Source organism: Fibrobacter sp. UBA7003 (assembly GCA_002449765.1).
Taxonomy (GTDB): Bacteria; Fibrobacterota; Fibrobacteria; order Fibrobacterales; family Fibrobacteraceae; genus Fibrobacter.
On sequence record DJXN01000013.1, the window covers coordinates 144,936 to 167,574 of the forward strand.

General features: G+C 43.5%; 21 protein-coding genes. 13 read left to right on the forward strand and 8 right to left on the reverse strand.

What is annotated here, in order from left to right; translation table 11 throughout:
* Positions 1 to 34 precede the first annotated feature (34 nt).
* Genes B2952_RS10300 through B2952_RS10320 form a run of 5 tightly spaced genes read left to right on the forward strand, consistent with a single transcriptional unit; the run spans position 35 to position 6,337 of the window.
* Complete coding sequence (locus B2952_RS10300) at positions 35 to 2,251, forward strand: hypothetical protein (protein WP_290736528.1); 2,217 nt, start codon at positions 35 to 37, stop codon at positions 2,249 to 2,251.
* A 19-nt stretch (positions 2,252 to 2,270) separates the two neighbouring features.
* Positions 2,271 to 3,236 carry an acyltransferase family protein gene (locus B2952_RS10305; protein ID WP_290736525.1) on the forward strand — a complete coding sequence of 322 codons (966 nt, stop codon included), beginning with the start codon at positions 2,271 to 2,273 and terminating at the stop codon, positions 3,234 to 3,236.
* Positions 3,237 to 3,248: 12 nt separating this feature from the next.
* Positions 3,249 to 4,286, forward strand: a complete 1,038-nt coding sequence (locus B2952_RS10310; RefSeq protein WP_290736522.1) for an NAD-dependent epimerase/dehydratase family protein — start codon at positions 3,249 to 3,251, stop codon at positions 4,284 to 4,286.
* Positions 4,274 to 4,717, forward strand: a complete 444-nt coding sequence (locus B2952_RS10315; protein WP_290736519.1) for a GtrA family protein — start codon at positions 4,274 to 4,276, stop codon at positions 4,715 to 4,717. The genes B2952_RS10310 and B2952_RS10315 overlap by 13 nt, the downstream gene beginning before the upstream one ends.
* Before the next feature lie 3 nt (positions 4,718 to 4,720).
* Positions 4,721 to 6,337 carry an NAD(P)/FAD-dependent oxidoreductase gene (locus B2952_RS10320; RefSeq protein ID WP_290736516.1) on the forward strand — a complete coding sequence of 539 codons (1,617 nt, stop codon included), beginning with the start codon at positions 4,721 to 4,723 and terminating at the stop codon, positions 6,335 to 6,337.
* Between the two features lie 153 nt (positions 6,338 to 6,490).
* On the opposite strand, the gene B2952_RS10325 is transcribed toward B2952_RS10320, so the two are convergent.
* The 6 genes from B2952_RS10325 to B2952_RS10350 form a co-directional block, all read right to left on the reverse strand.
* Positions 6,491 to 7,654 (reverse strand): putative phage abortive infection protein, encoded by a 1,164-nt coding sequence (locus B2952_RS10325; RefSeq protein WP_290736513.1) that lies wholly within the window; start codon positions 7,652 to 7,654, stop codon positions 6,491 to 6,493.
* A gap of 160 nt (positions 7,655 to 7,814) precedes the next feature.
* Positions 7,815 to 9,296 (reverse strand): Fic family protein, encoded by a 1,482-nt coding sequence (locus B2952_RS10330; protein ID WP_290736510.1) that lies wholly within the window; start codon positions 9,294 to 9,296, stop codon positions 7,815 to 7,817.
* Between the two features lie 74 nt (positions 9,297 to 9,370).
* On the reverse strand, positions 9,371 to 10,060 hold the full coding sequence (locus B2952_RS10335) for a hypothetical protein (RefSeq protein WP_290781605.1): 690 nt from the start codon (positions 10,058 to 10,060) through the stop codon (positions 9,371 to 9,373).
* A 41-nt stretch (positions 10,061 to 10,101) separates the two neighbouring features.
* Positions 10,102 to 11,253, reverse strand: a complete 1,152-nt coding sequence (locus tag B2952_RS10340) for a DUF262 domain-containing protein (protein ID WP_290736505.1) — start codon at positions 11,251 to 11,253, stop codon at positions 10,102 to 10,104.
* A 19-nt stretch (positions 11,254 to 11,272) separates the two neighbouring features.
* Positions 11,273 to 12,013, reverse strand: a complete 741-nt coding sequence (locus B2952_RS10345; RefSeq protein WP_290736502.1) for a hypothetical protein — start codon at positions 12,011 to 12,013, stop codon at positions 11,273 to 11,275.
* Positions 12,013 to 13,401 (reverse strand): ABC transporter ATP-binding protein, encoded by a 1,389-nt coding sequence (locus B2952_RS10350; protein WP_290736499.1) that lies wholly within the window; start codon positions 13,399 to 13,401, stop codon positions 12,013 to 12,015. The genes B2952_RS10345 and B2952_RS10350 overlap by 1 nt, the downstream gene beginning before the upstream one ends.
* A 214-nt stretch (positions 13,402 to 13,615) precedes the next feature.
* On the opposite strand from B2952_RS10350, the gene B2952_RS10355 reads away from it, so the two are divergent.
* Complete coding sequence (locus B2952_RS10355; protein ID WP_173381211.1) at positions 13,616 to 15,007, forward strand: AAA family ATPase; 1,392 nt, start codon at positions 13,616 to 13,618, stop codon at positions 15,005 to 15,007.
* On the forward strand, positions 15,000 to 15,692 hold the full coding sequence (locus tag B2952_RS10360) for a hypothetical protein (RefSeq protein ID WP_173381212.1): 693 nt from the start codon (positions 15,000 to 15,002) through the stop codon (positions 15,690 to 15,692). The genes B2952_RS10355 and B2952_RS10360 overlap by 8 nt, the downstream gene beginning before the upstream one ends.
* Positions 15,693 to 15,872: 180 nt before the next feature.
* Here the strand turns inward: B2952_RS10360 and B2952_RS10365 are convergent, their stop codons facing one another.
* Complete coding sequence (locus tag B2952_RS10365; RefSeq protein ID WP_290736496.1) at positions 15,873 to 16,034, reverse strand: hypothetical protein; 162 nt, start codon at positions 16,032 to 16,034, stop codon at positions 15,873 to 15,875.
* A gap of 268 nt (positions 16,035 to 16,302) precedes the next feature.
* Here B2952_RS10365 and B2952_RS10370 point away from each other — a divergent pair, with 268 nt between their 5' ends.
* From B2952_RS10370 to B2952_RS10395, 6 genes are all read left to right on the forward strand, one after another.
* Positions 16,303 to 16,905: a type IV toxin-antitoxin system AbiEi family antitoxin domain-containing protein gene (locus B2952_RS10370; RefSeq protein WP_290736493.1), complete on the forward strand. Its 603-nt coding sequence runs from the start codon at positions 16,303 to 16,305 to the stop codon at positions 16,903 to 16,905.
* 631 nt (positions 16,906 to 17,536) lie between these two features.
* Entirely contained in the window at positions 17,537 to 18,436 is a 900-nt protein-coding gene (locus B2952_RS10375; RefSeq protein ID WP_290736490.1) for a type IV toxin-antitoxin system AbiEi family antitoxin domain-containing protein, read from the forward strand.
* Positions 18,433 to 19,239, forward strand: a complete 807-nt coding sequence (locus tag B2952_RS10380) for a nucleotidyl transferase AbiEii/AbiGii toxin family protein (RefSeq protein WP_349679837.1) — start codon at positions 18,433 to 18,435, stop codon at positions 19,237 to 19,239. Before B2952_RS10375 ends, B2952_RS10380 begins: the two co-directional genes overlap by 4 nt.
* Before the next feature lie 470 nt (positions 19,240 to 19,709).
* Positions 19,710 to 20,045: a DUF4143 domain-containing protein gene (locus tag B2952_RS10385; protein ID WP_290781607.1), complete on the forward strand. Its 336-nt coding sequence runs from the start codon at positions 19,710 to 19,712 to the stop codon at positions 20,043 to 20,045.
* A 145-nt stretch (positions 20,046 to 20,190) separates the two neighbouring features.
* The gene (locus tag B2952_RS10390; RefSeq protein WP_290736481.1) at positions 20,191 to 20,496 is read left to right on the forward strand and encodes a helix-turn-helix domain-containing protein; all 306 of its coding nucleotides are present in this window, start codon (positions 20,191 to 20,193) and stop codon (positions 20,494 to 20,496) included.
* The gene (locus tag B2952_RS10395) at positions 20,493 to 21,788 is read left to right on the forward strand and encodes a type II toxin-antitoxin system HipA family toxin (RefSeq protein ID WP_290736478.1); all 1,296 of its coding nucleotides are present in this window, start codon (positions 20,493 to 20,495) and stop codon (positions 21,786 to 21,788) included. Before B2952_RS10390 ends, B2952_RS10395 begins: the two co-directional genes overlap by 4 nt.
* Here the strand turns inward: B2952_RS10395 and B2952_RS10400 are convergent.
* The gene (locus tag B2952_RS10400; protein WP_290736475.1) at positions 21,772 to 22,632 is read right to left on the reverse strand and encodes an ABC transporter permease; all 861 of its coding nucleotides are present in this window, start codon (positions 22,630 to 22,632) and stop codon (positions 21,772 to 21,774) included. The genes B2952_RS10395 and B2952_RS10400 overlap by 17 nt on opposite strands.
* Between the last annotated feature and the right edge of the window lie 7 nt (positions 22,633 to 22,639).

Genomic DNA, 22,639 nt, shown 5'->3' on the forward strand with positions numbered 1-22,639 from the left:
TTCCCTTGATACAAACCAATCGTAGAATAAAGTTATGTCTTTCTTAAACGGCGTTAATTCAAAATATTTCTTTGATTCCCTTATAGCCTTGCTAAAAAACAAGTGGTTGCCTTTTGTTTTGGGAATACCGCTATTTTTCTGTTTGCATCATTATGAGGGGATTATTGGTGACGCACGTTTGTATTTGTTGCAAGTCATACACAGATGGCAACCAGAGCGTTTTATAAATGATCCGCCATTTATGTTTGGAAATCAAGATAGTTATAGTGTGTTTACCATAATCTACGATTTAATTCTCTCACATTTTTCTATTGATAGGGGAACATTTTTTTTTACATTGTTTGGTCATTCGCTTTTCCTGTTTGCCATATTTGTATTTATCTACTATTTTACAAAAACAACTCGGACAAGATTATGGTTTGTGCCTTTGTTGTTTGCCTTTATTGTTTATTCGGGAGACAACATGCCAAACGATCATGTTTTCTTCTGGACGTATATAGAAAAGTTTAATACCTCTAGATTATTTTCTTTGGCAATTGCAATTTTAGGATTGGGAACTCTTTTTGCTGCAAAAAAATATATTAGTTTGATTCTGTTTCTGATTGGGACCGCTATTCATCCAATAACTGCTGGCTGGTGTTTGCCCTTGTGGTTATTTCTGTATTATCCTAAAACTCGCGTTCCTGTTGTAATATTTGCATTGCTATTTCCTTTGACTTTTCTATTACATAAAGGAGTGTTTGATATTTATCCCGATGATTGGGGTAATTGTACCCATGATCATCCAGTTACTTATTTAATGCTGTGGCGAGAAGTCGTTGCCGTCTTGTTTTTTGGAATTGTTGTGCCTAAATTCACCAAGAATGAAATTCTTTTGAAATATGCAAAAGCGTGCTTTGGAGTGTTGTTTATTGGTTTCTATTGGTCTGCAACGGGGGTGGCGGCAAAACATATTTTTCTTTATCAAGTGCAAACATGGCGTATTGAATGGTTGTTTTTTATTTTGGCATTGCCTTTTTTTGCGTATTTGGTGTACGAACAAATTGCTCTAGTTCGCCATAAAAAGTTCAATTTGGGTGGAATTCAATTGACGACTCAACATGCGTCGCTTGCTTTGGTTGGTTATGCAATTTTTATGATCGCTCCTTGTAGTGGAGCTATTGTTATGTCTTTGGTTTTACTGTTAATTCCCGAAAAGAAATTGAATTTGAATATTTTGATGTTCGTGCTATCTGCTTTATGTTTTTTGTCGGCTGGAGAACAGGGACTAATTGAAAATATACTTTTGGGAACTATAGATTTTAAATTGTTTAACTTGACTGATTTGTACAGAAGTGTAGACAATTTAATCTTTTTACAATTTTTGTGGGTTTTGGGAATTATTTTTGCGATAGTATTAAAGATTGCCAACAAACACGAGAGTCCGTTTATGCTGTTGTGTTTTGCGGTAGTCTTATTGATTTATGCAGCGTTTCCTCAATTTCAGTTGTTGCCAGTGGCTTTACTTGCCTTTGTACTTTTTTATAAAAAACGTATAAAACTTTGGCTGTTTATCCCAATTTTACTTTTGTGTATAGGGGATTGTCTTTTTAATACGGAATTACGAGAAACAAATGCTTTATTCGGATTCCCCAAAAAGATTTTGAATACTATGTTTTATGCTTTTTTTGTTGCTGTTGGATTTAGCTTGTTTCTTTTTAATATTTCAAGTCTTTTCCGCAAGTTTCTTTTGATTGTAATTTCTTTCATATTAACAGCCTTTGCGTATGTAGATTATGACAAAAGGAATGAAGAACTCAAACAAGCAGAATCTCAAATAGGGTTGTTCAGAGACGATACTATTTTTCCGCAGATTAAAAACAGAGGAAAATTGTTTTATTATGTGACAGGAAATTATGTGGATGATTCGAGAATGCAATTCTGGACAGGGTCTTATTTTGGCGAAACAACTCCGGTGGGAGAACCTCTTTTTCAAGGGCAGTTCGAAGAAGAGCGAAAACGTCTCAACTATATTTTCTTTAAGGAACAGCGCGGTTTTATTGCCAAACGAGGTGATTGGCGTAGATTTGTTAAAGATTCGCTATCGCAAAAAGATATTCTTCTTGACAGAGTAGATTTTCTTTGCTCCATTGGAGAAATTTCTCATTTGGTGTCTAGCTTTAGATTGCGAGAGTACCAAAAATTAGATTCTCTTTCTATAAATATGTCAGAAACCATTTATTTGTATGGGTGTCCAAATGCAAAAGACTAGAGATTCTATTTTTGATATAATGAAAGGTATAGCAATTATTTCTGTTGTTGTTATACATTCTTGTCCTCCTTGGCAATTGTATCACTTGCTAAGTTTTTTTCATGTTCCTCTTTTCTTTGTTATATCGGGATACTTTTCCAAAGAGAAGCGGTTTTCTGAAGTTTTTTTGAATCGTGTAACAAAGCTTCTTATCCCTTTAGTATTTACAAGCCTTGTGATGTTGCTTGTTGTGAGTCTCTTAGATGCCGTATGCGGTACGCATTCGATAGATGTTGCTGTAAAATCATTGCTGCTGGGAACTGCTTCGTGGACAATGCCACCAGGGGAGGTTTATATTCTGAGTGCGGGGCCTTTGTGGTTTTTGTGGGCGCTTGTTTTTGTTAGCGTTTATTGGTCTTTTTTTCAGAGGGTAAATAACGAACTTTTGCGAGGAGTGCTGGTGCTGGTTTTTGCGATGGCTGCGAACCTATCCAAGTCATATTTTACGCTGCCATTTTCTATTCAGGCTTCTTTTGGTGCATTAGGTTTTTTTTATGCAGGTTTTCTGGTTAAAAAATATGGCTTGCTGGAGAACGTATTGGGTAAGAAGATTTCTATTGTGTGTCTGATAGCCTTTGTTTATTGTGTTGGCTTCTCAAATATTGATGTGAATTTGTGTGCTTACGGGGCTTTGTATGTGCCGGAGGTTCTTGCCGTTTTGGCCGTATTTTTTGCCTTGCATGCGATTGTCACCAAATATAGGACTGAATCCAGACTTTGGTCATTGCTAAATTTTGTTGGCAGATATAGCCTGGTTGCGTTTTGTGTTCATTCGATTGATCAAAATATCTTTGTATACTGGCTTCCATATAAGATATGGGCGTCTTTTGAAGGCGATTTTCAAACTAATTGCGCGATTTTGTTGCGGATTATGCTTGTTATTTTTACAACATGGCTTGTATCTAAAAACAAGTTCTTATGTAAAAAGGTATTTTTTATTGAGTAACAAGGAGTTCTTATGTCTTGTTTTTTGATTACTGGTGGTGCGGGCTTCTTTGGCTCCATCTTAAAAAAACAACTTCTATCAGAAGGCCACAGGTGCGTAAGCATAGACCTGTGCCCGGATGCAGATTCGCATGAAAATCTTGTCAGCGTGCGGGGGGATATTCGCGACAAGGAACTCGTGGAAAAACTTTTTAACGAAAATCAATTTGAAGCGGTGTTTCATCTTGCAGCAATGCTTGCCCATGACCGCAAACGGATAAACGACCTCTGGACGTCTAATGTCGAGGGAACTGAAATCATTGCTGATACATGTATTCGGCATAATGTAAAAAAGCTGGTGTTTACGTCGTCCAACTGCTTGTGGGCAAAAAATTTTGATTCTCCGGTTACCGAAGAAGAAATCCCGAATCCGATTGAAATTTACGGTAAATCGAAACTGGAGGGTGAAAAGATTCTATTTGCAAAGAAAGATAAACTGGATTCTGTGATTTTCCGTTGCCCGACGATTATGGATGAAGGTCGTTTAGGCTTGCTATCCATTTTGTTTGAATTTATTGATGAAAATCGCAAGCTTTGGATGGTTGGCGATGGCAATAATCGCTATCAGTTTATCTATGCAAAGGATTTGGCGAATGCCTGCGAACTTGCGCTTGGTTATCAGGGTACAACGGTGTTCAACATCGGTTCCGACAATGTAAAGACCTTTAATGAAGTTTATAGTTATGTAATTCAGCATGGTGAATCCAAATCTAAGTTGGCGCATTTCCCGAAATGGTTTATTATTCCATGCATGAAGTTGGCCAGTAAATTGGGAATTTCTCCGCTTGGCCCATATCAGTATAAGATGATTGCGTCTACGTTTGTTTTTGACACGTCAAAGATTAAACGTGAACTTGGCTTTAAGCCTACAAAAACAAATGAAGAAATGCTTTTGAGGGCTTATGAGTTTTACCACCAGAATCGTAGGGCTATTGAACATCGGACAAATGTTTCGGCACATAATGAGTGTGCCGATATGGGGATTATCAGGTTGTTGAAATGGCTTTCGTAGAATTGTTGAAAATTGCGGTTTCCAATAAACAAAATATCGTAGGGCAATTCTTACGGTATTTTGTGACGGGGGGCCTTGCCTTTATAGTAGATTTTGGTGTTTTTTCATTGACACTCTACTATTTTGATGTCCATTATTTGGTCGCAAACTTAATAGGTCTTATGGCTGGCAATGTGGTGAACTATCTGCTTTCTCTAGGCTGGGTTTTTAGTGCAGAAAAGAGAAAGATGGAAAAGCATCGAATGCTTGAAATAACGGTGTTTGTGATTATAAGCCTTGTTGGCATGGGCTTGAATGAATTGCTTATGTTGTTAATGGTGGGTTTTGCTGATCTTAATGAAATGTTCTCAAAGGTTATGTCGGCAGGTGTGGTGCTTGTATATAATTTCTTGGCGAGAAAGTTTATATTATTTAAGAAAAATAAGAGGTAGTTTATGGGTTGCGAAAAAAACAAAATCGCTGTTATCGCTGGTGCGGGCCCGGCTGGGCTTACCGCTGCGCTGGAACTCTTGCGCACGACCGGCGTAAAGCCCGTCATTTTTGAGGCCGAGGATGTAATTGGGGGCATTTCCCGTACGGCGCGTTACAACGGCAACCGCATGGATATCGGCGGGCACCGCTTCTTCAGCAAGAGCGATACCGTGATGGACTGGTGGCAGGGAATACTCCCGCTGCAGGGCGCCGCCAGTAAGGACGACATTGCCATCGGGCGCAATGTACCGCTCACGGAAGGCGGTCCCGACCCCGAGAAGACGGACTACGTGATGCTCTGCCGCAGCCGCCTCAGCCGAATCCTCTTCTTGCGTAAGCTTTTCGACTACCCGGTTTCGCTGAATGGCGATACCATCCGTAACCTCGGCCTTTGGCGCATGTTCAAGATTGGCATGAGCTACATCAAGGTGCAACTTTTGCCCGCCCGCAAGGAGAAGAGCCTCGAAGATTTCATGATCAACCGCTTCGGCGTGGAACTCTACCGCACGTTCTTCCGCGACTACACCGAGAAGGTGTGGGGCGTGCCGTGCAGCAAGATTAGCCCAGACTGGGGTGGTCAGCGCATCAAGGGGCTTTCCATCACGAAGACTGTGGTGCATGCCGTGAAGCAGATTTTCGCAAAGCCCACCGACATCCGCCAGAAGAATACCGAGACGAGTCTCATTGGGCAGTTCCTTTATCCGAAATTCGGACCCGGCCAGCTGTGGGAAACGGTTGCCGAGAAGGTGAGGGAGATGGGCGGCGAAATCCGCATGAACTCGAAGGTCGTGGGCGTGAACCGCTCGGCTGACGGATTGCATGTCGAGTGTGTCGTGGTGGAAAGTATGGGCTCAGATGGTGTTGTTGCGCGCGAAACTGTCTCGTGTGACTACTTCCTCAGCACCATGCCTGTCAAGGATCTTGTCGCTGCGATGGACAACGAGAGGACTCCCGTGCCTGCCGATGTCAGGCGCGTCGCCGATGGCCTTGTGTACCGCGACTTCATTACCGTGGGTCTATTGCTCGACAAATTGCTCATCAAAAATCCGGCAAAGCCAGGCACTCCCGAAAGTAAGCTCAAGTTCGTGGCCGACAACTGGATCTACGTGCAGGAATCCGACGTGAAGCTCGGCCGCATCCAGATTTTCAACAATTGGAGCCCTTACCTGGTCGCCGACCCCGAGAAGGTGTGGATAGGCCTCGAGTACTTTGCTACCGAAGGCGACGAGATGTGGCGCATGCCCGACGCGGACTTTATCAAGTTTGCCATCGCTGAACTTGACAAGATTGATGTGGCAAGGCCCGATGACGTGCGCGACTCCGTGGTGTTCCACATCAAGAAGGCGTATCCGGCCTACTTTGGTACCTACGGAGAGTTTAACAAGATTCGCGAATACGTAGACCCGATAGATAATTTGTTCTTGATGGGCCGTAACGGCATGCATAAGTACAACAACATGGACCACAGCATGCTTGCCGCCATGGAAGTCGTGAAGTGCATCCGCGAAGGTTCAACCGACAAGACTGCCCTCTGGAACGTGAACAGCGAAGAAGAATACCACGAAGGGAAAAAAGGGTAGATTTCAAGGAAAGGCCGGGAATAACAAATTTGGCCAATTTTAGTCGGGTTCGTCACCTTTTAGAAAAAGAGATCTTTTAATATTACGTGAATGCTAACGGATGGTCTTAAAAGTATTTGTGCGATTATGGGGTGCTTTCATATGGGAGAATGGTTACTTGTTGTATTTAAATTTATGATGAATGTCGTTCTTTTCAAATTCAAAGATGGGGTCATCTTTAGTGCCGAAAAGGTAGATTGACTCGCAATGCGCGAAATAGCGGACGAATTTTGAAAGCGCTTTGTCGTAATCCTTATCATTTGTTGAAAAAGGAACCATTAAATGTGGCATGATGTTGTGAATCATTCTGTATTTTGTAAAGAAATGGTTCCCATCCTTGGATTCTTCTTCCCATTCGTAGCCGAATCCGGAAAACCAGTTGTAGAACAGCATTATTTGTTCGCGGGTACTAAGTTGTGCCCGAAGGATTTTTAGAAGATTTGTCTTTTCGTCTGGTGGTAGGTATTTCTCGTCTTCGTTGGCTACTGTTTTAACCATCAAAAATAGATGGCGGTAATAATTGTCAAGATCATCGAAATGGCCGAAGAAGGGTGGCTGCGATATAAAGAATTTCCGGTATTGAAATAATGTTTGGATTATATTGTTCATTTCTTGTGATTCGGTGCTTTTAATTTTTCCTTTGAATATTTTCTTTATTGTGCTTGAAAAAGATTTTATGTTGCCGTCGGTTAATGCTTGGTAAATTGCGTTTCGCATGCCATAGTTGAAAATTTCATCGTCTATTCCAAAATAATAAATGCTGTATGCTCGCTGAACTCTTTGTATCGCTTTTTGATTTGGCGCAAGAACCCCGAGAATGTCGTAAGTGAGGGTAAACTCTATTAGGTGATGAAGAAAAATCTGGCGTCCGTTTTTCTCAATTGTTTCTTCTTCGGGGCGTTTTAGCAAGCGGAAATTAGAATTTTTTGTACTGTATATGTTTTGTATCCATTTGAGTTCTTTGATATTTTCTCGGTGTATCGCGAGCATCTCGTAGAACCGTGATATTGCTTGTTGTTTCCTGTTCTCTCGAATCATCTCCTCATTCGCTTTAAATTGTACCCAAAAGGCTGCGAAAGTAATAAGCGCTGCGGCAATCGCGATAAAGGGGTTCATTATTCCGAATGTATCGCCAATGACTCCTGTACTAGAATCAAAAGTGGAAAAACCAGTAAACCGCCACAGCGTTATAACGGCAAAAATCGTTGCGGTCAGAGCAAGTAGCGCGAGAACGGCTAGAAAAGGATTGTCTTTTATCCAATGGAAAAACTTCATCATATTTTCTCGTTGGTTTTTTTTAACAAAAAAAGATTCTACGTACGAAATTTTTTACGGCTATGTAATCAGCATTGGGCAAGTACGTGGAGCCGCTCTTTTGCTGCGCCTCGCAAAGCAACTTTAAGGAGTCGATGCCTGTTTCTTTTGAATCTTCATTTTTTTAATGAATATTTACGAAAGTTTCGCCTTTCTTTGTTAACCTATATTTTTGCTTGGGGCTTTTGGGAGAAGCTGGATTGGTCATTTCTACAAGATTTAGTGCTATGGCGGGTTTTATATACGAACTGAGCAGAGTCGGACGGTGCTTTAGATTCAAGGCTGTCAATATTTCTTTTATTGACATCGGGGATGCAAGAACGTTCAATAGATTCTGTACTTGTTCGGTTACTTGTTCGGTTACTTGTTCGGTAGCTTGTTCGGTAGCTTGTTCGGTTGCTTGTCTCCAAATGGTGACCTTAAAATCTCCGTCTTGCTCAAATAGGGGCTTTTTCAGGCCATGCTGTAGGCAAAGTTTTACGATTTCCCCGGTGCCGGTTCCAGCCTTTTCTATGAACCCCGAACGCTGCAGGGGTTCTGCAATCAATGGGTTGTTGGGGTGCGATTTGTGGGGCTTGTAAAGCTGTTGCGTGGTCAATTCATATGGCAACTGTCCTGGATTCCAAATCTCGAGACGGTTTTTGAACAGCATCACTTGTACGCTGGCGTTGCTTGTGTAGTCTCGGTGGCATATTGCGTTGACAATTGCTTCGCGTACGGCTTCGCCGGGTAATTCGGGCTTTGTCGGCACGGAAGCACTTTTGGCTCTTGTGCCAATCCACATGTTGATGCGGCTCATGACGAAACTTGTCGCCTGGTCTACAAGTTGGAAAATATCTCCCTTGTAAATCTGTAACGACGGGATGGGCTTTTCGATTTCGTTGCCGTAAAATTGCATACACTTGACTTCAGACGATATGAAAAATTTTTGCGGCTTTTTCCCAAAAAGGAGAATGGCGGCGTTTGTCAAGTGCCCAGATTCGTCCATCAGACTCAGGTGCGTTAGCAGGTCCGTTGCGGATATGTTTTCTTTAAATTTGAAGTTTCTTTTTTGCTTGGATAACTCGATAAAAGATTTGATTTTATCGACGCTTATGTCTTTTATTGTCGCTTCGTTGTCCTTGGCTTGATCAAAGGGGACTAGGCGGAACAATTCTTTTTCTTCAAGATAGAGGGCTAGCGATTTGTAAACGGCGGCCTTCAATTCTTCGTAATTGTCGAAGGTCCTGCGAACAACATCTGCCTCTACCTTTTGAATAAAGGTTTTCTCCTTGGCCTGCCGTTTAGAAGAATCTCTCTTTATGTAGATAAGACAGTCTTTGTGTAGTTTGTGGGCGAGGTTGTATTCCTGTTCCGTTGGGGAAAGCCCAGCCTTGTTTTGGAAGCCATATTCGTCACCAAAAATGCCAAGGTAGATATCGCTCTTTTCAACTTCTTTCAGATACACTGTTGAAGTCGAACGCCCCGTTGCAGGGTAATCTTCAAAAATGAACGGTACAAAGAATTTCGATAGTATGGGATCATCCATTAAATAGTCGAAAAGCTGCTTGCGCTCTTCGGCAAACTCCTTCTGGACGCTGCTTATGAAAATTCTTTTCTTTGGCATGGGCTTTCCTCAATGGAAATATACATTCTGTGGGGGCGTTTAGGCAATAGGGGCTAGGTGGGGGTGGCTTTTCTTTAATTTATTGATTCGGAATATTTTTTGAATAGAAATATGAAAATAGCGTCTAACAAGCATAATATAAAGTAGCGGCTAAACCAGTTTTCGTATTTGGGATTCGACGAGAGCAATTTGCTTAATGGTGGAGTGTTGTCTTGATAGGACAACAAGTTGTGTGCACACCGATTTCTATGGGAATACATGCTTTCAAAGCAGTCTTTTAAGCAATTGTTTTTCTCGGAAGAATTTAGATTGTCTTTGTTTGCGAAAATTGTTTTGCCTTTGATGATTTGATTGGTCGTTATATTTGAAGAAAAATTTTCAAAGAATGATAAATCTTTAGGGAACCAATCCTTAAAAACGGACGTATTGAATAATTGGTTGCAGGTATCTTTTGTTATGGTGAGAATACTTAATCGGTCATTGTCTTCTATTTCAAATGAGTTGTTCTTTCTTGTACAATCAATCAAATCATTCAAAATCTTGCATTTTGATTTATAGTCGGAACATTCACCATAGTCTTGATTTTTCAAAAAGGAATATCTGAATTCATAATCGGCAGATGCCAGTTCCCAAAGGATGCATTTGCACTTTTGCTCGCCCGCTCCAGTAAGCTTTAGAAACGTGGTTTGCGTTATATATTCACTTAAAGAACAAGCCCTGATGTCATTTTTCAAAAAGGAGCAAGATACAACAGCATCTTCCAAGATGTTCGAAATAGGAGAAAGAATGAACTTATCGTGAATACTCATCTCATGTATTCCCTGTATATCTCTATAGATTTAGATACCCTTAATCGCAGATATTTCAAGGCTGAAGGGGTCTTTTTATGTAAAGTACCAGTACTGGAATCATTTTTTATTTCGTTAACGGAGTCTTCTAATTTTTCTTTTAATGATGCGACATCGTTATCATTAATATGTTTATCTTCGAAAATGGAATAGAATACTAGGCCGAACAAATAAATGTCACAATCTATAATAGACGTGAATGTTTTTCCATTAAAGTTTAGTTTGTTTATATCTTGTTTTAAAGATTCGATTCTGTGTTTTAAGGAATCGTTGAATGGCGTAAACATATCATTTGCGTTTTGACTTATACAATGGTCAATAAAATCGTTATAGTATTTCTCTTCCTTTTTTCCATAATTTTTTAAAAGATTGCTGGCGTTCTCATTTTTTTTGTATTGGCTATCTAAAGACAGGTATCTGACGAAATCTATTCGTTCTCTTTTCTTGTCTTTTTCCACAATAATATTTTTTATGCAATCTGGATCAAAAAATTGTTCCATACCTTCTTTTAAGAAGTAGAGGGATCGTCTTGTTTCCAAAGATGAAAGTTTTTTCCCAGATTCGTTAATATTCTTAAAAACAGATGAAAAATATTTTTGAGGATTGTCTTCAGGAATTAAATATGAAAAACCTAAATAGTTGTTTTCGAAAAAATCTTCCGCTAAGTTAAGATTTGTAATTGTGTCATAATCAGATAAATCGGATGATAAGATTTGTTCCTTTGAGGATCCTTTTTTTAACAACTCATTGAAAGTCCACCCTAAAATTGGAGCATCGTTATCAGAGTCTGAAACGTCGTCATTCTCGTTCGCTAATGGAACTGTATTCTCAAATGAGAATTTGTCTAATTTTGGATATTTTCCTAAAAAAGAGAGTAGCAAACTGGAAAGGCGTTGTTGACCATCTATAATTAAATCCTGTCCTTCATAATTTCCAATTGTAATGGATGGAACAAAAAGATTATCTTTGAAAGACTGTATGAGTTTTAGAACATCGTCTTTATTCCATACAAATGTTCTTTGGTATTCTGGCAATACAATCTTTTTTGATAAGACCAATTCTATCCAATACTTAAGAGAATATTCGCCATAGTAGGTTCGGTTGCTCATATTATGCTCCTTAGTATCTTTACAAGCTCGCCAAGAACTTCAAATCTTCCGAGCAAATCACAACAAAATCCGATAATCCATAATATTTATTAATTGCGTATTTTACGCCATTGTTTTTTAGTACTTTTTCCACTTCTGCGACGGTTTCCTGTTCGCCAATTCTATTGCAGTCGTCGATGATTATGCAGAATGTTTCGGCAAGGTTGTTTTTTGCAAGATGAATTATTTGTGAACGGGAATAATGCTCGGAACCAAAGGGGCCATCGACAAGGATGAAGTCAAATTTCTGGTTCTCAAATGCAGTCTTAACGCCTTGATAGGTTCTAGTTTTATAGCCGTTATAGTCGACCATTTCTAGTGGCAAAATTTTTACGTTTATCGGGTAAGCGTTGTGGGTGTCCTCGCGCGTAAATTCTACCCATTCGTCATCGTGTTCTACGGTGATTGCGGGGACATTGTAAAATGCGGTGTATTGGTGGACCATTCGGGATGTCTGTCCAAGTCCGAATTCCAGGAGATTTGTGAAATTGTGGTGTTCGAAAATGCGGAACAATGTGAGCAAGAATGTGTATTCGACAGCCCATCTTCCCGGGTAGAAACTCTTATATTTCAGCCATTCTGAATTTTGTATGGCGTTGGAAAAGGTTGTTGCCGCAAGGGATTCTTGTGCCATTCTGTTTTGCAGGTTTTGACTTTCCAAAATTGCACGAATCCCGCTTTTGTCAAGATAGAATTCCCTTATTTTATCCCTTAATCCCATTATACAACCTCAAAATTTAAGACAGAGCTTCCTTGTGAATCGGGAATGTTTACGCCTGTTTTGAAAAAATCGTCAAAAACAACTTCAAAATGTCCTACGTTACGGAGCCAGTCGGATACTCCAAAATTTGTAGCACAATGCAGGTTGACGTCATAGCTACCTTGGTTGAGCATCATTTGCGGAATCTTTATAACGAGTTCTTTTTTGTTGTAATCTAGAGCCTTTTGGAAAATCTTGGAACTAAGCCAAGCGACTCTATGGCTGTTTTCGTTGTTAATTCCGATGTCTATATAAGATTCGGTGACTCCGTCGAGGGATTTGTTGATGTCAAATGCGATTTTGACGAAAACTTCTTGGCCGACTTGGAATGTGCTTGTGACGTTCCCCGAAGAATCTGTATATTGCAATTTTTTGATTTTTAAAATTCCATTGCCATATCGCTGATTGCTTTGGTTGAAATCTGTTTGACCGATATTTTGGTTTTGTGTCAAATATTCATCAACAATTTCGTTAACATTCCCGGTATTGCGAATCATCCCGTTTTCGAGCAACATGCCGGTCTTACACAAATTCTTCACCGCGCCCATATTATGGCTCACGAACAGCACGGTTCTGCCTTCACCGCGGCTGACGTCCTGCATCTTGCCGATGGCTTTCTTTTGGAATTCAGCATCGCCCACGGCCAACACTTCATCCACTACGAGAATTTCGGGTTCCAGGTGTGCCGCGATGGCGAATCCGAGGCGTACGGTCATGCCGCTGCTGTAGCGTTTTACGGGGGTGTCCAGGTAGCGTTCGCAGCCGCTGAAGTCTACGATTTCGTCGAGCTTGCGGGTAATCTCGGCGCGGCTCATGCCCATGATGGCACCGTTCATGTAGATGTTTTCGCGGCCGGTCATCTCGGGGTGGAATCCGGTGCCCACTTCGAGGAGGCTCGCGATGCGGCCCCGTGCGCGGATGGTGTCCCCCTCGAGGACCATGCGCACTAAGGCAACGAAGTTGCCAAGTGCTGTCCGCCCGGTGGTGGGGGCGGTCACGCGGCTCAGCAACTTGAGGAGCGTGCTCTTGCCGGCGCCGTTCCTGCCGATGATTCCCACGACGTCGCCCTGTTCCACCTTGAAGTTGATGTCCTTCAGGGCCCACACGTATTCGCTTGCGCCCTTGTGCGCGCGGTCGTTGACTTCGCCCACCTTGAGGTAGGGGTCCTCGCGGCGCAGAACCTTGGTCTGCCAGAACCTGTTGAGGTCGTGGCTGAGCGTCCCGGTGCTCACTAGCCCCAGGCGGTACTGCTTGCTGATGTTCTCGAAAACCCTATGAGCGAGTGTCACGGCCAAGCTTGCTTGGACATGACCGAGCGATGAGGGTTTCTGCAACTCGATGGCGGTCATCTTGTTGAGTAATATAGATTAAAAGGGACTGCCGGGAACTTGATTTTGAAAAAATGCGCGAAAAACGCGCATTTTTTGCTGTCCCGGCAGGTCCCTTATAAAATTGGTATTGCGAAGATTTACCTTGATTTTTGTAAAAACGTATTTTTTATTACGAAATACGTGATTTTTGTTGAAAATTTTGTATATTATAGTATGCAACTGGTGATTTTTTATGAAAAACAGCAAAATTCGCATACTATCCCTTTCCATTGAACATCTAAAGAATGTCCAGTATGGAAGTTTTGACTTTCAGCAAGATGTTTTACCTGCGAAGGCTTTTGATCAGTCGTCCGTTATTGGCTTCTATGGGCAGAACGGGTCCGGCAAGACTACCGTGATCCAGGCGTTGGGTCTGTTCAAACAGATTGCTATGGGGCAACCCCTGTGGACCGATATGGAAAAGTGCATAAATCTCGATAGCAACAAGGCAACCATATCTATAAAATTTTTAATAAAGTTCGACGACGGAAAATCCTATCACGTCCTTTATTCAGGCACTATTGCGAAGAGAGCTACTTACAAGGTAGGTTGCGCGTTTGCTGCGGAGAAACTTTCTGTCGCGTCAGAAGTTGCAGGGAAAATCCCTGGACGGATGACGAATTTATTCTCGTACGAATTGAATTTTGATGACAAACCAAACTTTACGCCGAAAGCTCGCTACGACAGCATTGTAAAAGGTCAGGAGAAAAAGATCCAGGCGTCTGTTGCAATGAGAATTTCCCAGGAGAAAAAAACGTCCTTGTTGTTTTCGCCAGATTTCTTTGCTTTGCTGAAAGATTCGGAAGAAACGGAAATGATTGAGATTGTGCAGGCTATCAATAGTTACGCAAATTTTAATCTTTTTACGATAACGGGGGTGCATTCTGGTCTTATTAGTATGGATGCCGTGATACCTCTGTCCGTAAAGTACCGGCATAAGGATGCTACCGCCATAGGCGATATCCCTATCGGACAACAGGGACCAATAACGGTAAACGAGCAAATTTTTGATTTGACCGAAAGCGTGTTGGCGTCGATGGCGGATGTCCTTGGCGCCTTGGTCCCGGGTTTATCTATTGAGCCGATGATATACGGAAGGGAGCTTATGAACGATGGCTCCATGGGTGTTCGATACGAACTGGTTTCTGTTCGTCAGGACAAACGGCTCCCGATTAGATATGAATCCGAAGGCGTTCGCAAGATTTTATCTGTTTTAAATCTTATCATCGCCATGTATAACAATGATTCTTTTTGTGTGGCAATAGATGAACTTGATGCGGGGGTTTTCGAAGTACTGCTTGGAGATTTGCTGAAGGTCATAATGGAAAGCGGGAAGGGGCAGCTTGTGTTCACTTCGCACAATCTGCGTCCGCTAGAAATTTTGGACAAACAGAACATTGTTTTCACGACGACCAATCCCGAAAACAGGTACATCCATTTGAAGAATATTCGCCCGACGAATAATCTTAGGGATTGCTACATTCGTGCGCTAAATATTGGCGGGCAAGATGAGCCCCTGGCTACAGAAACGAAATTCCATCTTATTCGTCGCGCATTGAGAAATTCTGGGGTTAAGGATGGCTAACATTAAGAAAAAGGTATTGCTGTTCTTGGTTGAAGGAATTTCGGATGAGATTTCTTTTGAAGGCTTGTGGGAATCATTTTTTGAGAATAATGAGGTGCGGGTCTACGTCCTTCGCTGCGATATTACCACGCAAGATTTTTCATCGCCAGCAACCATCTTGTCAAAACTCAAGCAACCCATAGATAGGTTTCTTAATTCGACAAAATTAAAGAAGGATGATATTCAGAAAATAGTGCATCTTATAGATACGGATGGTGCGTTTGTCCCTGAAAGTTGCGTAGAACAAAAAAGTGGCGACGAGCAGATTTGTTACACAGACGAAAAAATATTGACATCGAATCCTGATGGGATCAAGCAGCGAAATGCTCGAAAGACGGCTGTGGTGAAAAGATTGTTTTCAACTACACAAATTTATAAGGGAATCCCGTACGAGATCTATTACTTGTCGCGAAACTTGGAACACGTTTTGCATAACAAGGCCGAAAGTTTGTCTGATGCCGAAAAGAAAGATTTGTCAAATAAGTTTGACGAAATGTATGCGGGGCGTCTTTCTGACTTTCTCGCTTTTATAAGCAGTTCAGATTTTGCGGTGAAGATGGATTATAGGGATTCCTGGAATTTTATCATGGAATCAACAAATTCGTTGCATCGCCATAGCAACATTCATTTGCTGTTTGAACACTGAAAATAGAGATGCTCAAAGACGAACTTTGGGCAATTTTTTGTAGTTGCTTTTAGGGTAGTTTTTCCTGATTTCGTGTTAGGCGGCGATTTTGTACCGCGGCAACCCGGCCCCGGCTTGCCGGGGAAACGCCCTAAGATTTTAATAAAAATTGTGGTGGTCGTTGACTTGACGCCGTAGGCGTCAAAACCTGTTGAGGTCGTGGCTGAGCGTCCCGGTGCTCACTAGCCCCAGGCGGTACTGCTTGCTGATGTTCTCGAAAACCCTATGAGCGAGCGTCGCGACCACGCTTGCGTGGGCATGACCGAGCGATGAGGGTTTCTGCAACTCGATGGCGGTAGTCATTATGTAAGTAATATAGATTATCAGCGTGTCGCGGGGTGTGATGCAGGCCAAAAATGCGCGAAATTGCGGCATTCGAGGCCCGGTGAAAAAAATCGGAAACCTATTGACAATGATGCCCTAAAAAATTATATTAGTGCTCAAGTGAGTAGATGGTGCTTGCGAAAACCGTTTGAAGACCCGCAATTTCAAGCTTGTTTGCGGGAAGGAGTGAAAGATGAAGGAAACGGATATATTGACGTTTATACTAATATCTTGTATATTTGTTAGTATGATTGTCAATAACAAAGAAAAGATACTAATGGACCTTCTCTTGGAAAAGGGAGGGCGGATTACAGCGAAAGAGGCTTCTCTTGCCGGTATCCATAGAATGTTTCTGAAACAGCTTGCCGATGCCGGGCAAATCGTAAGGGCTGCGCGAGGGGTGTATCAGTTGGCAACAGTCCAAGAAGATGAACTCCTGGACTTGCAACATCGCTGCCCGACGGGCATCTTTTCATGCGAAACAGCTTTGTTTCTGCATTCTCTGATTGAACGCGCTCCGTTTGTGTGGACGATGACATTTAAGGGGTTTTACCATTCGCCCTCTTTAGCGAAAAATGGAATTGTGGTTAAGCATTCATCGAAAAATCTTTATCCTCTTGAAATTGTAGAAGTCAAGACGCCTTTGGGCAATCTTGTTCGCACCTATTCTGCCGAAAGAACCTTGTGCGAAATCATGACGGCCAAAGTTGCGGCCGATATCCAAACAATAACCTATGCAATTAAAACGTACGTCGGCCGTAAAGAAAAGAATATTCCGAAACTGATGCAACTTGCAAAGACTTTTCATGTAGAAAAAAAACTCAGAGCGTATTTAGAGGTGCTGCTGTGATATGAGAAAAAAAACTTTGAATCGCTAAGGAGATGCTGGATTTGACGGAGATTTCTCGGCTCTTTGAGCCCCTTTAATTATACCGAATTTGGTACAATAAAAAATTGCCTTTCCTCAATGGAATCGATCGGAGAGAATAAATTGCTGAAATTAACCTGTGCAAAAAATGCACAGGTTCGTATGGAGGGCAGATGGGCAACTAGTTCCATTTGGGAACTGGTTCGAATCAGCAATTTGCATTTTTTGCAAATTGCTTGAGAGTAATTCAGTGTGTAAGGAATCCTTACTAACTTAGAAAGCGGACCGGTTTGTTGTTTTTAACGACAAAATTTCACAAATAGAGGCTTTGAAAAATTGAGTCTAACAACGGATTGTTTAAACAATTCTTGGGGGACTTCTTGAGGGACATCTTGAGGGACAGGTCGCCAAATAATCTGCCCTTCGGGATGCCGTCCACCACTAATATTCCGGGTTCTGGCCACGGCCGAGCGATATGGCCGAATTTGGCCAATTTTTGTCTTTAAGTATTGACAATGACGTGTTCCGGAATTATATTTAATGGTGAACAAATGTTCTAGTGCTCAAAATTTCAAAAAAACGCCGCGGTTTCATGCTTGTCCGCAGGGAGGTGATGATGAAGAAAAGTCCTGTAAATGGTTGCTTTACCCCCCAAAAGAATATATATTTATTTGAAAAGTTGTTAAACTTAACAAAAATTGTTGATTTTGACGATAAAATGAATATATCGGAATGGATACATAGTAGAGAAATCCGTGGCAAGGCGACTTTCTCGATTGACGACGTAAAGGGCGCTTTTGCGGAACGCCCTTCCAAGAGCATAAATACGGAATTGTCGCGTCAGGTGTCTCGAGGCCGAGTGCAATCTGTTTATCGCGGATTCTATGTCATTGTTCCGGTCCAGTATCAGCTGAAGGGAGTGGTTCCTCCCGCATATTATGTTGACGGCCTTATGGATTATGTCGGCAAACCCTATTATATGGGATTGTTGTCTGCGGCGGCCTTGCACGGGGCTACACACCAGCGGGCTATGAAGACGCAAGTAATGACCGTCGTGCCGCGAATCAAGGCGTCTGGCAAGAATTCCCTGCTCGATTGGAACTACCGACAAGAGATTCCTGAAACGTTTGTTATGAAAAAGAATGCTGAGATAGGAACGCTGCGCTTTTCGGGGCCGGAGTTGACCGCAGTAGATCTTGTGCAGTTTGCGTCACATGTTGGCGGTTATCAGCGTGTGGCCACGGTGCTGGCAGAACTCATGGATTCTGTGGACATGGGGAGGGTCGGCGAACTCTTGCCGTTCACAACTGTTGCGACCGTTCAGCGACTAGGCTACTTGCTTGAATGTGTGCTTTCGCGGCAAGACCAAGCCGATGCACTATTTCAGGTCTTGAAGATGCAAGGTTTCTGGAATAGCATCTTGTTGAACAACGACCAAGACAGGCGGGAAGAGGCTCCGGCAAACCGCTGGCATGTAAACGGCAATATCGACATCGAGGTGGACGACCTATGATAGATCGGGCTTCGATAATGGCTTGGGCTGAACATGCCCCGTGGACAGACCCTGCGATGGTTGAACAGGACCTGATTATTTGTCGTGCTCTTGTGGATATTTTCAGTGACGATTTTTTGAAAAATGAATTGGCGTTTCGAGGAGGGACGGCTTTACATAAACTTTATTTGCAACCGCAGCCTCGCTATAGTGAAGATATCGACTTGGTGCAAATAAATCCGGGACCGATAAAGCCTATTCTTTTTCGGCTTGGCGAGGTTCTAGACTGGATGCCGGATCGGGTTACGAAACCCAAGCGCTATAACAATACGGTGCTTTTTCGGATGGAATCCGAGGTCCCTCCGGTTCTGCCGATTCGTTTGAAAATAGAAATAAATTGCTTTGAGCATTTCAATATTCTTGGCTTACGCAACATGCCGTTCAGTGTGGATAGTAATTGGTTTAGAGGCGACTGCGAAATTACGACTTATGCGTTTGAAGAATTGCTCGGAACGAAACTCCGCGCCCTGTACCAGCGCAAGAAGGGGCGCGATTTGTTTGACCTGCAGGCCGCGCTCGATAAGGGTTCTGTAGATGTACAAAAAGTTATGGAGTGCTACAATCGGTATATGGATTTTTCTGTAGAAAAGCCGCCTAGCTACAAGCAATTCATGCAGAACATGGAACTGAAAATGCAGGACCCTGAATTTCTGGGCGATACCGAACTGCTACTGCGGCCCGATGCGGACAAATTTGAGCCGGAACGTGCTTTCAAGATGGTTCAGGAAATTTTTATAGAAAGACTTCCCGGTCGGAGACGGTGATGTCTCTTAGAAAAGAGGTTGTCAAGGAATATTTGACAACCTCTCGGCACGGAGCAATTCTTGGGAAAATCAGTATGTAAGAAATCCTTACTAACTGAAAATGGCGAAGGCCGCGGGCATGCCTTACCAGACGCTCATCAATTCCATCATCCACCGTTACGTGACGGGCGGCATCGTGTTCAAAGTCGCGGTGTAAAAAGGTGAAATTCCTTGAAAAATCGCCCATTTTTTAGCAATATCGCGCACTATTGGCGTTTTTTCACAAAATAAAGAACTTCGTGGTTTTATTGAAAAGTGCCAAAAAGTATTGCCAAAAGCGATTGAAAAGTGTGTATTTTTATAGTAAAAAGTGATTGAAAAATGCTGTACCGGAAGATTCAAAGGCGACGTGATTCAATCGATGATGGAAAACAAAAGTTTCTGCAATAACGGATGTCAAGTTCCCGTTGATTGAGTCTTCGACCAAGAACTTGCTGAAACTATATCTCAACGATGTCCCCAGCATTAATCTTGGGGCGGTTTATGAAACTGTCGTTGCACAAGAACTGAAGGCTCATGGGAAGAAACTCTTTTATTACGATAATCGGCACAAGGGCGAAGTGGACTTCTTGATAGACGATTTTGATTCGCTGTCCGTTGTCCCGATAGAGGTGAAGTCTGGCAGGGATTATAGGATTCATAGCGCTATTGATAATTTGCTTGCCGCAAATGAGAACGCAAAAGGAATCGTGCTGTCCAATAGCTCCAAGGTGGTGCAGAAAGGTTCGGTGCTGTATTTGCCGATATATTTTGTGATGTTCCTTTAAAGGGGTCGAATTCGACCCTTTTGGGGTTAAACCCCTAGAATCACCGACTCTTTTTTACATTTATAACTATCATAAAAAGCGTTTTTATCGCTATTTTTTACGATAATCATTCTTTTTGTGATAATTATTGTGTATATTTATAATCATGTGGAACGAAATGACGACACCCTCTATTTTGAGGGAAATGGGAGCAAGACTCAAGGAATACCGTCTGCGGAAGGGCTTGATGCAATCTGAACTGGCGGAGTCCGCTGGTGTTGGCGTCGGCACAATTGCCAAGATGGAACGCGGGGGTGCCGTGTCTGTACAAATCCTATTGAGCGTGCTGCGTTCTCTTGGCTTGCTCGAAAATCTAGAGCAGTTCCTGCCGGAACCTCCCGTGAGCCCACTCCTGTTGCGCAGGCTGCAGGACGGCAAGATCCAGCGTATCAAACGGAGCAAGGCCAAATGAGCGAACTTGTCGTAAACGTGCACTTGTGGGGCTCGCCTGTCGGTGCGCTTTCGTGGGATGCGTCGCGGGGTATCGCCTATTTCGAATATGAGCCAGCCTTTGTCCGCAATCCGTTGCCGGTATCCCCTATAAAGATGCCCGTGACGAAGGGCGTTTTCTCTTTTGCCGAGAATAGGAATGACTGCTTTCGCGGGCTCCCCGGGCTTATTGCGGATTCGCTCCCGGATAGGTTCGGCGACCAGATTATTTCGGAATGGTTCCAGACCATGGGCCGTCCGCTAGAGACGGTGACACCGCTGGAACGCCTGTGCTATGTCGGCAAGCGTTCTATGGGCGCCTTGGAGTTTGAACCCAGCTTGCCGACACCAGGGCTTGACGAATCCACGGAAATACTTGTGGATAATCTCGTAAAGCTGGCCGAGAGCGTTTTTCGGGACCGCGAAAAATTTAGGGAAAAACTTGTGCAGCAGGACAAGACTTTGTACGACATCCTGCGAGTCGGCACTTCTGCCGGAGGAGCAAAGCCAAAGGCGATTATTGCGTACAACGAATCTACGGGCGAAGTGCGCAGTGGCCAGGTTCCTGCGCCAAAAGGGTTCGGCTATTGGCTGCTCAAGTTCGACGGCGTAAGCTACCGCGAACACGACAGCATCACCGAAATTCCTCGCGGGATAGGGAACGTCGAATACGCGTACTACAAGATGGCGCTACGGGCCGGAATCCGCATGAGCGAAAGCCGCATTCTAGAAGATAGCAGCGGTTGCCACTTTGTGACCAGACGTTTCGACCGCACGGACGAAGGTTCCAAACTGCACATGCAGACGCTTGCCGCCTTGACTCACCTGGACCGTGACGCTCGCCATTCCTACGAGGACGCTTTTGCCGCTATGCGCAAACTCGGGCTCGACGCCAAGGCCGACGAGGAAGTGTTCCGCTACATGGTTTTCAACGTTTTGGCAAAGAACAATGACGACCACACCAAGAACATATCTTTCCTGATGGACGAATACGGAACCTGGAAATTGGCACCCGCATACGATCTGTGCTATGCCAACAACCTACGGAGCCGCTGGATAAATCGCCACCAGATGTCCGTGAACATGAAACAGGAAAATATCACGCGCGACGATCTCAAGGCGGTAGCGGAACGCATCGGAATCCGCAAGTACGCGGGAATTATAGACCAAGTCGAAAACGCGGTCGCTTGTTGGAACGAGATTGCGAAGGACTGCGGTGTTCGCGAGAACCATCGCGAAGAGATTGCGCGGGAATTGCTTACACCGTATCCATGAACGTTCTCTGTATCTTGTTGAACACGACAACGCCGAGTGCGAGGATGAAGGCGGCGAAGCCAGCGGTGTAGCCGAGGGCTGCCCAGCTGAATTCGCCCACGCCGAGCATGCCGAACTTGAACGTTTCCATGATGCTGGTGAGCGGGTTCGCCTGCATGAGCATTTTGAGGCGCGGGTTCTCGATGGTACTGAGCGGGTAGATTACGGGCGTTGCGTACATCCAAAGCTGCACGATAAAGCTCAGTAAAAACGTGAGGTCGCGGTACTTGGTGGTGAGGCTGCTGAACAGCACGCCGAATCCGAGGGCGAGCGCAGCGATGAGCAGTATGAGCACCGGCGTGAGCAGTGCGTATAAATTAGGATGCACAGGCGCGTCCGTAAAAATCAGGTAGTACGCAAATACCAGGAAAAATAGCCCCATCTGGATGCTGAGTCGCACGAGGTTGCTCGTGACGGTGGCGAGCGGCACCACGAGGCGCGGAAAATACACCTTGCCGAACATGTTCGCGTTTTCGATGAAGGTTTTGCTCGTCTGGTTCAGGCATTCCGAAAAATAGGTCCACAGGCAAATGCCTGCGAGGTAAAAGAGCGGCTGCGGCAATCCGTCTGTCGATATTTTTGCAATGCCGCCGAACACGACCATGAACATGACGGTGGTCATGATGGGTTGAATGAAAAACCACAGCGGGCCGAGAATAGTTTGTTTGTACCAAGTGACAATGTCGCGCTTGACGAACATACGGTACAAATCGCGGTACTGCCAGATTTCGCCGAAGTCTACCGAGAGCAGGCTCGATTTCGGCTTGATGACTGTGGTCCATTCGCTTGTCTGTGCCGCGGCCATTTGCTTT